Below are 13,343 nucleotides of genomic sequence, written 5' to 3' on the forward strand. Positions count from 1 at the left end.
GCAGAGGCGGCGGAAGTTCAAAAAGGCGAGACAATGGAATGGCTGGTGGAGGATCGAAACACTTTCATCCTCAAGCGCGTCCGCTCCCGAAACTCATTTCTCAAAAAGCGACACGCTCCTTGACTTGACGCGCATGCCTTACAGGGCTCATCCATCATTTGCGTCTTATCCCAGGGCTTGCGCCCATAAGCGCTAACTTAACCCACTTTCCCGACCTGGACTTGGACTTGGACGTGGACCTTGACGCTCTGCTGCGCCGCAAGCGATAAGAAGCGACCCGTAGCCTGAAAAAGGCTGGGCGTGCAAGAGTTTGTCTCCGCTCAAAAGGTCCACGTCTACGTCCAGGTTTAGGTCCAAGTCCACGTTTATTGGCAAAATCATTCCTATCTTAGCGCTTAAGGGCTTGCGCCCTGGGCTGAAAACTACGGCCGCCCTTTCAGGGCTTGCGGACGCCAACGGCTGCAGCCGCCAAGGGCTTCGGAGCTTGTAGCAACCGATGGCTCGCCGGAATGGCTGAGCCCGCCAGGGTCGCACCCTGTTTCCTTAACTAAACGCCATTCGGGACAGGCGCCATAACCTCGAAATTCCACAAAATCATTTCTACCAGTCAAGGAATAATTTGTAGGTTACGGCGCCTGTCCCCGAAATCGCTTGCTTATGCCCCGGTCCGCAGAGCGGACAAAGGATCCAGGCGGCTGGCTCGGCAGGCCGGAATCATGCAGGCGATCAGCGTGATCAGGATTACGGCCAGACTCCCCGTCAAGTTCGCAACCGGGTCGGTTGCGCTCGTTTCCACCAGCAGGTTTTCCAAAAGGCGACCGAGCGCCACCGCACCGACCAGGCCCAAAGCCAGGCCGGCCAGCAGATGCCTGAGGCCCTGTCTCAGCACCAGCCATCGTACACTCTTTCCGTCGGCTCCCAGGGCCATTCGTAAACCGATTTCCCGCCTCCGCTGGTTGACCGAAAAGGAGGTCACTCCATAGATCCCGATCGCCGAGAGCACGAGGGATATAACGGCGAAAGCGCCAAACAAGGCGCCAAATACCCGGTAGGGCCACAATTTCAGCGAGAGATGCTTTCCCATGGTCCTGATCCGGTAAAGAGGCAAGTCGGGATCCTCCAATTCAACCTGGCGCCTCACGGTTTGGACAAGCGATGCGGGGGGGACGCGGGTGCGCATCGCAATGCTGACGAACCTTGCCGCCGACTGGCGGAAAGGGACATAGACGATGCTTTCGAAGTCCGCGTCCTTTTCAATCTGCTGGTTCAGTTGTGGAACTACGCCGACCACGCGCAGCCAGGGGGTATTGGACTCGGGATTCAAACGGATCCGTTTCCCCAAAGGATCCTGGGAGGGCCAGTGCTCGGCCACGAATCTCTCATTGACGATTACGGCCTCTGATCCCGGCGCGCCATCCTGCGCGTCAAAGGCGCGGCCGCGCGTGAGATTGATGCCCAGCGTGTTGAAGTAATCCGGGCTGATGGCGATGGCGGGGATCCTGGGCAATTTCTCGATGTCGTCCACGGCCTGCCCTTCCATCTGCAGCGTCCCGGAAGTGGATCCATCAAGGGGAAGATGGGATGTGATGGCGACGGCGGCTATTCCCGGCGTGGCCTGCAGCCGTTGAAACAATTTCTCGTGGAAGGCGATGCGGTCGTCGGGCGTGGTGTATTTCAGCTCGGGCAATCCCAGGCGCACGGTCAGGACACTGTCGGGGTCAGTTCCCATATAGGTGTCTTGGGATCTGAGGAAGTCCTGGATCATCATGCCTGCCGACGACAGCAGGATCAGAGTCAATGTCAGTTGGGCTACCACGAGAGAAGAGGTCCACCGTCTCGATCCGGTCCCCGCGTCGCCGCCATGACCGCCTTCCTTCAACGCTTCAACGAGATTCACTTTCGTCGCCTTCAAGGCAGGGGCCAACCCGAAGATTATGCTGGTTAGAAAACATACGGCGCACAGATAGCTGAAGACCTTCCAGTCCATCGAAAAATCGAGCCAATAGGGGATCCCTTCGATATTGGCCAGCGACAAGGACACATCGAACCATTGCACGCCGGCGATCGCCAGGAGCAGGCCCAGGGCGCCGCCCAGGAACGCGAGCAGGATGCTCTCAATCAGCAATTGCCGGATGATGCGCCAACGGCCGGCTCCCAGCGCCACGCGGATGGAAATCTCGCGGGACCGGTAAACGGCGCGCGACAGCAGGAGATTAGCGACATTCACACAGGCGATCATCAGCACAAATCCGACGGCGCCCATCATGATCCAAAGCACCATTGCCATGCGCCCGGCGTTGTAGCGCTCATTGAAAGACATTACCTGCGCGCCGGCACCGGCGTTGGTTTTGGGATATGCCTGCGCCAGCTGGCCGGCAATGCCATTCAGCTCAATTTGCGCCTGCTGCGCCGATATGCCCTTGCCCAACCGGGCGAAAACCGCAAGATCGCGGAAGTCTCTGGCCTCGCGATCCCTGGTCTGGAGCAACGGCATCCACAGCTCCGCGTCGAAGGGGAACTTCATACCCTGCGGCATCACGCCGATCACCACGGCCGGCACGGAGTTGATGCGGATCGCTTTCCCCAGAATTTCCCGGTTTCCTCCATAGCGGCTTTGCCATATGCCATAACCCAGAATCACGACCGGCTGGGCCCCGCGCTGGTCTTCTCCGGACATGAAATCGCGTCCCAGGACCGGACTCAACCCGATGGTGCGGAAGGCATTGGTCGTGAGCCAGGCTCCACTCAGGCGTTCCGGGACGCCGCCCGAGTCGCTTACATTCATGGTTCCGGTCGTGAAAGCCGCCACATCCTGGAAGCTCCTCGTTTGACTGCGCCAGTCTCTGTAATCGGGATAGGATACGGACGTGGTTTTTGATCTCCCGGTGAGGTTTATGGACCCAAGATGGACAATCTCGTGGCCATCCCTAGAGGGCAGGCTCTTCAGAAGAATAGTATTGACGATGGTAAACACCGTGGTGTTGGCGCCAATCCCCAAGGCCAAGGCAAGAACAGCCACCGCGGCAAATCCGGGATTCTTCCGCATCATGCGCATCGCAAAACGCACGTCCTGAAGCAGACTCATTGCCGTTGCCTTTCGGCGGTAATTCCGCTTTGCATCCATTGTTCGGGAGGACGCCGGCCCCGTCACTGTGAAAAACGAGAATCCGACCCCTCCAGTTCGCACTTTTTTTGGAGTGGGGTCGGCCGATAACAACTCTATTCACCCGAAAATCCAATGCGAAAGTAGGTCTCCCAAAGGCCCTCAGGATCCGCGTCGGCAGTGTTTTTTGCGTGTAAGGCGTTCAGTGAATGGCCTGAGTTTTTTGCAGACAGTGGTGAGTTCGACCAGGTGGATTCCACGGTATCGTGACAGGCAACTGGCTGGCGAAGCATCCGCGTTACAGCCAATCGTACAAGCCCAAAGCAAAAAATATGGGCAAAAATCGAATTTGAGCGCGATTTCAGGGCTGGTGTTTTGCATATTTGTTCTGAAGACTTGATTTACTTCGATTCGACCCCGTTGCACGGTTTTGACGCACCCATAACAGCTGAAGTGTAGCCGGCTTGGCAAAATCATTCCTATCTTAGCGCTTATGGGCGCAAGCCCTGGGATAAGACGCAAATGATGGATGAGCCCTGTAAGGGCGATGCAGGAACGCCTGCAATGCCCCGATTACAAGGACCTTGCATCGCCCTTACAGGGCTCTCTTTGTTAACGGCTCCCCATTCCCAGGGCTCACGCCCCGGGCTGCGGACTGTGGACGCCCCTTTCGGGGCTTAAGCCCTTGCGTCTAGCACGCTCAAGACGATTCCAATCACCCTTATTTAAGCGCCATTCGCGCCTGTCCCCGAAATAGCAGGATTTTGCGGAATCAGTGTATAATCCGAATCATCAAAGACTCCCGGCAGTGTTCTGCCGCATTGCCAATTTTCATTATCAGTTTTGGGATCGGGGAGGAGACTTATGCGACGTGTGAAAGCGATTGCAGTCGTAGGCGTGGTGGTTTTTTCCGCTTGCTGCCTCATGGCGCAGGGTGGCACCCAAATTGCACCCCCCGGCAACCAGATCATCGAGCGCATTTCTCCTTCGGCTGTGCTGATTCTGGCAGGGAACGGTGACGGACAAGTGGCGGGACTCGGTTCGGGGGTCATCCTCCGGCCCGATGGAGTCATTCTCACGGCCAACCATGTTATCAAAGGCATGCGCGAGTTGCAGATCCGTCTGAAGAACGGGGAGGTTTATGACCAGGTGGAATTGATCGCAGCGGACGAACGTCGCGACGTTGCCGCACTGCGGATTCCCGCCATGGGGCTGCCGGTATTGCCCATGGGAAATTCCTCCAGCATACCGGTAGGCGCGCCGGTTTTCGCGATGTCGAACGGCGCCGGATTGCCCTGGACCGCTTCTTCCGGAATTCTGAGTGCGACACGAATGGCTGACGAAGTGCCGGGTGCGGGGAACGGATACAGACTCCTGCAGTTCACGGCGCCCATGTCGCCCGGTTCCAGCGGAGGCGTGTTGGTGGATGCGGAGGCCAGGATCCTGGGAATCATCATCGGATCATTCAGTATCGGCCAGAACGTCAACTTCGCCGTGCCGGTGGAGAACGTCGCGGGCCTGGGCAACGGATCCGGCGGAACGAAATTCGAATCAGGAGCGCGGCTGCAACTTCCTGGCGCGCCGGCAGCCTTTGCAGCGCCCTCTCCTTCCAATCCGCCGAAGATGGCGGCTGCCCCGAAGGACTTGACCCTGCCTCCACCGGAACAGCGCAAAATCCGCACGATATCCGTGCTCTCAAAAACCATCTACCTGCGCCGGGAACGCCTGCAGGATGACATGACGAAGACGCCACTGTTCCAGCAACTGGGTTTGCGCTTCGCCGACTATGGCCAGGTGGCCGATGTGGCGATAACCGTGGACAGGCCCGTCATGACGTACGACTGGACGTTTTCGTTGGTCTATCAACCACGGGATCTGACGTTGACCTCGGGAATGATCGAAGCCGTGGACGAATACGATGCCGGACCCAAGCTGGCCTCGGTGATTGCCGAACAGCTTGCCGCTGCGCTCATGATTCCGGCAGAGGCCCTGGATGCGGCCAAGCCCCCGGCGGGCGGAACCAGCTTCACTTCGCGTCAGACAGCGGTAACACCCGCGGACATATTGCGGACCGCGAGCACGATATTCGTGGAATCTCACACCATCTGGATGAAGGGGAACCTGCTGCAGGACGCACTCTATGTGCGTCCTGAAATTCGTACCTGGGGCATGAGGATCGTGGATGACCGCAACGGAGCCGACATCTATATCGATATCACCAGACCATTTCTGACTTATGACTGGGACTACAAGATGATCCACCTCAAGACGGGGACGGTGCTCGGGACAGGGAAAGTGCTCGCCATCGACGGCCCTGCCGCCGCCCAAAGGCTGGCAATTGAGATTGTGAATCGCATTCGCACCGTTCGCCCACCCGCACCGCAAAAGGCGCCATAGCGTGGGCGCCGCCGGCGCGACGGCGCCCCAGCCCGGACAACGCGCCCTCCCGCAACACACAAAGGAATGGTCCAGAAGCGCATCGATCGACTCGCAAATACGAGAGCATCAATCCAACAGACGCAGGTTTGCCGATGGATGTTTGTTGTCCTGAAGCCGGACGCACGAAAAATCCCCTGGGCCGCTGATCAGCCGCAGGATCGCGCTGTTTATTTGACTTGCAGTTTGGTCGCCTTGGTCACGCTGCCGTCGATGAGTTCCAGCGCAACCGTATAGCACCCTTTCCCCGCCGGCGCGCTCGACGAAGTGTCCCAGTTGAAGATGAACTGGTTGCTGCCGAACCGGAACGTGCTGTTGCCGGCCGCTCCGCCGGTTGGAGACCAGAGCTGGACAAATGAGGCGCTCAACCCTCCCGTGCATAGGCTGCCGGCACCGTTGAAATAGGCCCTGATCGACTTGACGGTGCCCAGGTCGCCCAGGAACTGTCCCTGGGCGTTCGTCAGCTGCCACTTGAACGGAATCACTTTGCCGAGATTGAACGAACCGGAATCGCTAGGCGCGGTGATCGTCCCGGTGGCGCTGAGGGGGGAGAGGAATCCCGAAAACACGAAATTCACGAAGTAGACGTTGGTAACCTGGGCCGTATTGCCGGCCCGATCGGCGGCACGGACCGTGAACGAGTTTGCCCCCGGCGTCGCCGTGTTGAAATTTGCACCGCTGGCAACCGTGCCAACGTAGGAGACGGCACCCGAAAGCGGGTCCGAGCAGGTGTAGCTCGAAGCCGCCACAGCCCCGAGGATGTACACGCCATTGGCAGCGGGGGAAGAAATCACGATTGCCGGCGGCGTCCTGTCGATTCTCACCGTTACTGAGGTCGGGATGCTCGTGTTGCCCGCGGCATCCGTACAGGTGCCGTTGACAACGGTTCCGGCTGTTTCGCTCGTGAAACCGGCCGGTGGAGTGCAGCTCAGAACGCCGCTCTGGACTTGACCGCCGGCGCCGGCGCTCGAAAAAGTTGCGGTCACAGGAATCGTATTGTTCCAGCCGGCGGCATTCGGAGGCGGGTTGACACTGAACGCCGGAGGGTTGGGCGGCGTCTTATCCAGCCTGACGGTTACCGAGGCAGAGGCCGAAAGCCCGGCATTGTTGGCGGCAGTGCAGGAAAAGACCGTGCCCGCAGTCTCGGTCGTCAGCACTGTCGGACTGCAACCGACAGATGAACCAATCCCCGAGCCCGTATCCACTACCGTCCAGGAGATGGTAACGTCCGAGTTGTTCCAACCGGCAGCGTTTGGCGAAGGAGTCACAACAGGCGAAATAAGGGGCGGAGACTTGTCGATCCGCACCGTGACCGATGCGGAGCTCGTGAGACCGGCGCCATTTGTGGCATTACAGGTGAAAGTCGTTCCTGCCGTATCGTCCGTAAGGCCGGGATTCAAGCAGAATGAAGAATAGAGCGCCGAAGGTGCGACACACCAACTGCCTGAACTGCAAAGTTGGTGACATCCCCAATTTCGACGAATCTCAGCTTCGCGGGCCATCCGGGATCGAACTCTGGAAAGCAGCGGTGATGGCAACGAAAAGAGCACGGTAATCATGGGCTGAGAAGCCGCCAAACAGGGCCCGCAAGTGCGCATTCTGGGAAGAGAGGAAGGTCGCCACGATGATGGGGCATCCCTGGACATTCGTCTGCTGAACCGGCGCGTGGGGACTGTTACGACTGCCCAGAAGGGAGCGATCCGGAACCTGAGCCTGAGGAAGATCCGAGCCCTCGTCGACTCTCTCCTCGACTTTCAATCCCGCGCCGACCCTGCCCGTTGGCGGGAGCGGCACGCATCCTGGACCCCCGGTTCTGATTTATCCGCAACACGCCGACAGAGCATTACCCGTAAGCAGGATCCTGCTGGGCAGGGAAAAGAATTGCAGCTCGTTTTTCCTATCCACAAGTGCTATCCTGCGCGGACGCAAGGAGGTCCATTCCGATGTTACACGCGCTGCCGTTTATTCTGGCATTGACTGTCCAGGCAGCGGGCCAGCAAACGCCGCCGCCCCCACCGGCTCGGGTAGTTCCCGCTCCGGTGGTCCAGCGGCCCGCTCCACGCCCGCTCTACGACGAGAAAGCCGACGCGAAAGCCGCCATCGAAGCCGCTGTTCATGCGGCGGCGACAGACGATATTCGCGTGCTCATCACCTGGGGAGCCAACGACGATGCGGGCTCGATGAAGTTCGCGGATGCAAGGAAGGCGCCCGAGATTGCTGAATCAACGCCGTCGTTCTTTTCGGACGAATACAGGGTCGTCAACGTCGACGTCGGGCATCTCGATAAGAACCTGGATCTGGCGAAGACCTATGGCGTGAAGCTCTCGGCCGACGGCCTGCCGGCGCTGACCGTACTCGACGTGACAGGCAAGGTCGTCGCGAATACGACGGCGGCGGCACTCCGGCCGGACGGCGATATCGCGGGCATCGATGCGCCCAAAGTCGCCGCCTTTTTGAAACAGCATCAGGCGCCGGCGCCCGATGCCGTCGCGCCATTCGAGGCTGCCCTGAAGCAGGCAGGGAAAGACGGGAAGACCGTCTTCGTCTGGTTTTCGGCACCCTGGTGAGGGTGGTGCCATAGGCTGGGCGCCTGGATGGCGACCGAAGACGTTGCATTATTGATGGCGAAAGAGTTCGTAACCGTGAAGCTTGACTACGATCGGGGGATTGGCGCGAAAGACATCGAGAAGCGTTACATCGACAAGGGACAGGGACTGCCGTGGTTCGCGTTCGCCGCGCCGGACGGCACGGCGATCGTGCACAGCACCCGTCCCAAGCTCGGCAACATCGGGCATCCGAATTCGCCGGACGAAGTCGAGTACTTCAAGACAATGCTGCAGAAAGCCCAGAAGCATCTGACCGATGCCGACATCGATGCTCTGATCACGTCGCTCGTGGCGTTCAACAAGGCCGCGAATAAAAAGTAGACTTCAGACCAGAACCACGAAGACCGCAAAGACCTCAAAGAGTAGTTTCTTTGTGGTCTTCGAGTTCTCCGTGGTTCACTTTTTCTCTGCCCGCGACATAACCGCTCGGCTGAGAGCTGGATCGTCTTTATCCGGCATATCCTGACGCATCCGGAATGCGATGCGGATCTGGTCGTCCTTGCAGGCGACCTGCTGATCGGCGGGTGGGAGGAAGAGCAGGCCGCGCAGGCTCGCACGGTCGTCATCCCCCTGCTACAGACGATTCCTGTGCCCGTGTGTTACATCATGGGCAATGACGATAGCGCAGACCTCGGCCATGAGGATGGAAGGATCAGGCCCATTCACGGCCGGCGCCTGGATTTTGATGCCTGCAACGTCGCCGGGTACCAGTACAGCACGCCATTCGTCGGCGGGTGTTACGAGAAGCCCGAGGACGAGATCGCTGCCGACCTTCGCCGGATTGAACCCATCCTCGATGAAACCACCATATTGGTCACGCACTCGCCGGCCTTCGGATATGCCGACCGCATTTATTCGGGCGCCAATGTGGGATCCCGCGCGCTTGCCGAGTTGCTGGCCCGGACATAGGAAGATTGTTCGGAATCTTTTTTGCCTGGATCTTCGTCTTTATAAATGTCGTCATGTCGAATCCCAGGAATCAGGAGGTGAAAAATGAAGAGGAACGCCGTATTCCCGCTGGCAGTCATCCTGCTGACTATCGCATTGCCGGTCCGGAGTCAAGCGCCGGATGAAAAAGCCGCGATCCGGCAGGCCGCGCTGGACTATATCGAGGGCTGGTACGAGGCTGACGGAGCGCGCATGGACCGCGCGCTGCACAAGGAGCTGGCAAAACGCATCATCCACGCCGTCGGGGGAACCGAGCAGTTCACCAGTCTCACCAAGGCACAGATGGTGGAGGCGACACAAAGAGGCGGCGGGAAAAAGAGGCCCGCCGATACGCGCAATATCAAGGTGGATATTCTCGACGTTTACCGCGATATTGCGAGCGTCCGCACGGAATGTGCGGATTTTATTGATTACCTCCAGCTCGCCAAATCGGAAGGACAGTGGAAAATCGTCAACGTTCTCTGGCAGTACAACGTCAAAGAACGCAAGGCAGTGGCCTTGGAACCAAAAACTCTAGCCGCCTATGCAGGAGAGTATGAGCTGAAGCCGGACTTCATCATTACCGTGACCGTCGAGAAAGATCAGCTTTTCCTCCAGGCGACGGGGCAGCCCAGGATCCAGGCCTTTCCGTCTTCCGAAACGGAATTCTTCCTGAAAGACGTGGAGGCGCAGATCAGCTTCGTCAAGAATGATGAGGGGAGGATCACTCAACTGATACTTCACCAGGGCGGCAACGATGCGCCCGCCAGAAAGATCAAATAGGAAAACCGGGGACGCTCACCTATTTTGCGACCTGAGCAACCCTGCAATCTATCACTAAAGGCAAAATAGGTGAGCGTCCCCGGTTTTCTGACGGTCGCGGCTCTGACCAGGGTCATCTTTGTCCCGGCCTTCCACTCGGGCCTGTTTACTGCCGGTCGCGGCCGGACTGAAGCGCTCCCGGGCCTGCGCTCTTTTCCTATTGACATTCTATACGTCCCCTGGTATTCTTCCTATTGATATTCTATAGGAGCACTCATGCCTGAGGACAAAAGCGATCTGCTGCAGGGCACGCTCGACCTGCTCATCCTGACCACGCTGGCGCTCGAGCCGATGCACGGACTGGGCGTCGCGCGGCGCATCGGGCAAGTCACGCGCGGCGCTTTCGAAGTGAAGCCGGGATCTCTGTTCCCGGCATTGCACCGGCTGGAAGAGAAGGGATGGCTGCGCTCCAAGTGGGGCGAATCGGAAAACCGGCGCAAGGCGAAGTACTATACGCTGACCAGGGCCGGGCGGCGGCGTCTCCATGTGGAGACCGATGAGTGGCGCCGGGTTTGCAGGGCGATCTCCCGGGCCATCGAAGCAACATAGAGGTGAGGTATGGGATTCGCGGCGCGCACCGCCAGCCTGTTTCGCAACCTTTTCCGCAGGTCCCGCGTCGAGCGCGAGCTTGACGACGAGTTGAGCGCCTACGTCGACCTGCTCGAGAAGGAAAAGCTGGCGGCGGGCTTGCCGCCGGCGGAGGCGCTCCGGGCCGCGCGTATGGAGGCCGGCGCGGAGCAGGTGAAGGAACGGGTGCGCGACGTGCGCACGGGGGCGCTGGTGGAGCAGTTCGCCGCCGACGTGCGGTATGGCACGCGCGTGCTGCGCCGGAACCCCGTCTTCGCCGCCGTCGCCGTGCTCACGCTGGCGCTCGGCATTGGCGCAACCACGGCGATTTTCAGCGTCGTCTATGGCGTGCTGCTGCGCCCGTTGCCTTTCCACGAGCCGGACCGGATTGTCGAACTCCGCGAGGTGAGCGCGGAGGGCAACCGCATGAATTTCGCCGATCCCAATTTCGAGGACCTGCGCACGCAAGTCCGCTCGCTGAAGGGCGTGGCCGAGTACGCCTCGGGGTTGGTCTCGATTCCCGGCAGGGCCGAGCCCACGCGCACGGTGGCGGCGTACGTCTCGCAGGATTTTTCCCTCATCATGCGGGTTCAACCGGTGCTGGGCCGCGGCTTTGTCGAGGGGGATCAGCGGTACGGCGCCCCTCCCGTCGTGCTGGTAAGCTATGGCTATTGGAAACAGTACCTGGACGGGGCGAACAACCTCTCGGCCGTCAAGCTGACCATCGAGAATCAGGCCGCTTCGGTGATTGGCGTCCTGCCGCCCGGTTTCCATTTTCCGGCGGACACAGGAATCTGGATTCCGCGTGAACTCCTACCGCGGCTGCCGAGCCGCACCGCTCACAACTGGCACGCCCTCGGGCGACTCGGCGACGGAGTTCCGCTCGCGCAGGCCCGCGCGGAACTTTCGGCAATCGCCGCCCGTCTGAACCGGCAGTACGGCAAAGAAACCATGATGGCGGATGTCGCCGCCGTCCCGCTGCAGGAAAACCTGACGAGTCGCGCGCGCCCGGCCCTGCTGATCCTGCTGGGCTCGGTCGGGTTCCTGCTGCTTATCGCCTGCGCAAATGTGATGAACCTGCTGCTCGCCCAGGCCGCCGCGCGCACCCGCGAACTGGCGATTCGCACTGCGCTGGGGGCCGGCCGTCGCCGGCTGTTGCGGCAGTTTCTTACGGAAGCCCTGCTGCTGGCGTTCGGCGGCGGTGTGCTCGGCGTGGTGGCGGCGATGTTGGGCGTGCGCGCGCTGATAGCCATCGCACCGCACGATCTGCCGCGTCTGGAAGAGGTGTCCGTCAACTTGCCGGTTCTGCTCTTCGCGCTGGGGGTGTCGATTCTGGTGGCGGGAGGACTGGGCGTCTTCACCGCCCTGCGGGTCACTTCAGGAGATCTGCATCACCCCCTGGCTGAAGGGAGCCGCGGAGAGGCAGTCGCGGCAGGCGCGCACCGTGCGGGCCGCGCGATCATCGCTGCCCAGCTTGCCGTTACCTTGGTGCTTTTGGTAGGCGCCGGCCTGCTCGGGCGCAGCCTGCTGCGCGTGCTTTCGGTTGATCCCGGCTTTCGCACCGGGCATGTGCTGACGATAGATCTGGCGCTGCCGCCTGCCGAAGAGCCCGCCGACGCCGTTCGCCGCGTGCAATTCCTGAATGAACTGTCCGTGCGCTTGCGCCTGCTTCCGGGCGTGCGGGAAGTGGGCGGCACCAATGCCTTGCCGCTGGCAGACGGCGGCATGGACGACGGAACCTACATCCTGATGAACCCTCAGGACGCCGTGCCGCGCGATTTTCAGGAATTCGAACGCCTGGCTCGCGAACCCGGGCGCACCGGCGACGCCGACTATTGCGCCGCTGACGAGGGTTACTTCCGCGCTCTCGGCATTCCTCTGCTGCGCGGACGGCTGTTCGACGATCGCGATACCATGGACGCATCGCACGCGGCGCTGATCAGCGAATCGCTGGCACGCCAGAAATTCCCCAGCCGGGATCCGCTCGGCCGCCTCATCGAATTCGGGAATATGGACGGCGACCTGCGCCTGCTGACCATCGTGGGCGTCGTAGGCGATGTGCGCGGCAGCCGGCTGGAAGCAGCGCCGCGTCCGATAATCTATGTCAACTATCGCCAGCGACCGCGAGCGGCAACCCGGTTCACGGTGGTGATCCAAGCGGACGCCGCACCTGCCGCCGTTCTGCCTGCTGCCCGCGAAATCGTGCGCACGCTCGATCCGAAGGTGCCGCCGGGCTTCAGCACGTTTTCGCAGATCTTTTCGGCTTCGCTGGACGCGCGCCGCTTCAACCTGACGCTGATCGCGATTTTCGCCGGCACCGCGCTGCTGCTTTCCCTGGCCGGGATCTACGGCGTCACGGCGTATACGGTGGCGCGACGCACGCGCGAGATCGGCGTCCGCATGGCGCTGGGCGCCCGTCCCGGCGATGTGTTGCGACTGGTGCTCGGGCAGGGAATGCTGGCCGCCGCGGTGGGCGTGGCGATCGGCGTTGCGGGCTCGCTCGCCCTGACACGCACACTGCAATCGCTGCTGTTCGGGGTGAGCGCCACCGACCCGGTGACCTTCGCCGCGGTGGCGCTGCTGCTGGTGCTGGTGGCGTTCCTGACGTCCTGCATTCCGGCGCGCCGCGCCACGCGCGTGGACCCGATGGTTGCGCTTCGGTACGAATGACTGAGTGGCTCCCTTCTTTGCGCTGTCCCATTCGATCGAGCAAAGGCTCTGCCGTCGGCGTCCAAGAGCTTTTCAACAGCCCTCAAAATCGTGCAGGACCCCGGAGAGCGTGCCGACAAAGCGGATATTTGTTGAAAACAGAGAATTATCAGGAGTAGCTTAATCCGGTCCCTCAGTTCATCCCCCGACTAGAAGGACAGTCCTTGGTTTAG

Annotated in this window: 11 protein-coding genes; 9 read left to right on the forward strand and 2 right to left on the reverse strand. The window is 60.5% G+C overall.

The genetic code is table 11. From position 1 onward, the window contains the following. Nucleotides 1-655: 655 nt before the first annotated feature. On the reverse strand, nucleotides 656-3,085 hold the full coding sequence (locus tag LAP85_25405; protein ID MBZ5499750.1) for an ABC transporter permease: 2,430 nt from the start codon (nucleotides 3,083-3,085) through the stop codon (nucleotides 656-658). A gap of 882 nt (nucleotides 3,086-3,967) precedes the next feature. Between LAP85_25405 and LAP85_25410 the strand changes: the two genes are divergently transcribed. Further along, nucleotides 3,968-5,500, forward strand: coding sequence for a S1C family serine protease (locus LAP85_25410; GenBank protein MBZ5499751.1), 1,533 nt, complete (start codon nucleotides 3,968-3,970; stop codon nucleotides 5,498-5,500). 209 nt (nucleotides 5,501-5,709) lie between these two features. Here LAP85_25410 and LAP85_25415 read toward each other — a convergent pair whose 3' ends face one another. Continuing rightward, complete coding sequence (locus LAP85_25415; protein ID MBZ5499752.1) at nucleotides 5,710-6,525, reverse strand: PxKF domain-containing protein; 816 nt, start codon at nucleotides 6,523-6,525, stop codon at nucleotides 5,710-5,712. Between the two features lie 40 nt (nucleotides 6,526-6,565). Between LAP85_25415 and LAP85_25420 the strand changes: the two genes are divergently transcribed. From LAP85_25420 to LAP85_25455, 8 genes are all read left to right on the forward strand, one after another. Then, complete coding sequence (locus LAP85_25420; GenBank protein MBZ5499753.1) at nucleotides 6,566-6,955, forward strand: hypothetical protein; 390 nt, start codon at nucleotides 6,566-6,568, stop codon at nucleotides 6,953-6,955. Between the two features lie 174 nt (nucleotides 6,956-7,129). Further along, entirely contained in the window at nucleotides 7,130-7,516 is a 387-nt protein-coding gene (locus LAP85_25425) for a DUF4351 domain-containing protein (GenBank protein ID MBZ5499754.1), read from the forward strand. Then, nucleotides 7,483-8,106, forward strand: a complete 624-nt coding sequence (locus tag LAP85_25430) for a hypothetical protein (GenBank protein ID MBZ5499755.1) — start codon at nucleotides 7,483-7,485, stop codon at nucleotides 8,104-8,106. Before LAP85_25425 ends, LAP85_25430 begins: the two co-directional genes overlap by 34 nt. Before the next feature lie 27 nt (nucleotides 8,107-8,133). Further along, entirely contained in the window at nucleotides 8,134-8,466 is a 333-nt protein-coding gene (locus LAP85_25435) for a hypothetical protein (GenBank protein MBZ5499756.1), read from the forward strand. A 285-nt stretch (nucleotides 8,467-8,751) separates the two neighbouring features. Continuing rightward, entirely contained in the window at nucleotides 8,752-9,054 is a 303-nt protein-coding gene (locus LAP85_25440) for a hypothetical protein (protein ID MBZ5499757.1), read from the forward strand. 84 nt (nucleotides 9,055-9,138) lie between these two features. Then, nucleotides 9,139-9,855 carry a nuclear transport factor 2 family protein gene (locus LAP85_25445; GenBank protein ID MBZ5499758.1) on the forward strand — a complete coding sequence of 239 codons (717 nt, stop codon included), beginning with the start codon at nucleotides 9,139-9,141 and terminating at the stop codon, nucleotides 9,853-9,855. Between the two features lie 255 nt (nucleotides 9,856-10,110). Beyond that, a complete protein-coding gene (locus tag LAP85_25450) occupies nucleotides 10,111-10,443 on the forward strand; it encodes a PadR family transcriptional regulator (protein MBZ5499759.1) in 333 nt (110 codons plus the stop codon). 9 nt (nucleotides 10,444-10,452) lie between these two features. Next, nucleotides 10,453-13,131 (forward strand): ABC transporter permease, encoded by a 2,679-nt coding sequence (locus tag LAP85_25455; protein MBZ5499760.1) that lies wholly within the window; start codon nucleotides 10,453-10,455, stop codon nucleotides 13,129-13,131. Nucleotides 13,132-13,343 lie beyond the last annotated feature (212 nt).

It is taken from the genome of Terriglobia bacterium (assembly GCA_020072565.1).
Taxonomy (GTDB): domain Bacteria; phylum Acidobacteriota; class UBA6911; order UBA6911; family UBA6911; genus JAFNAG01.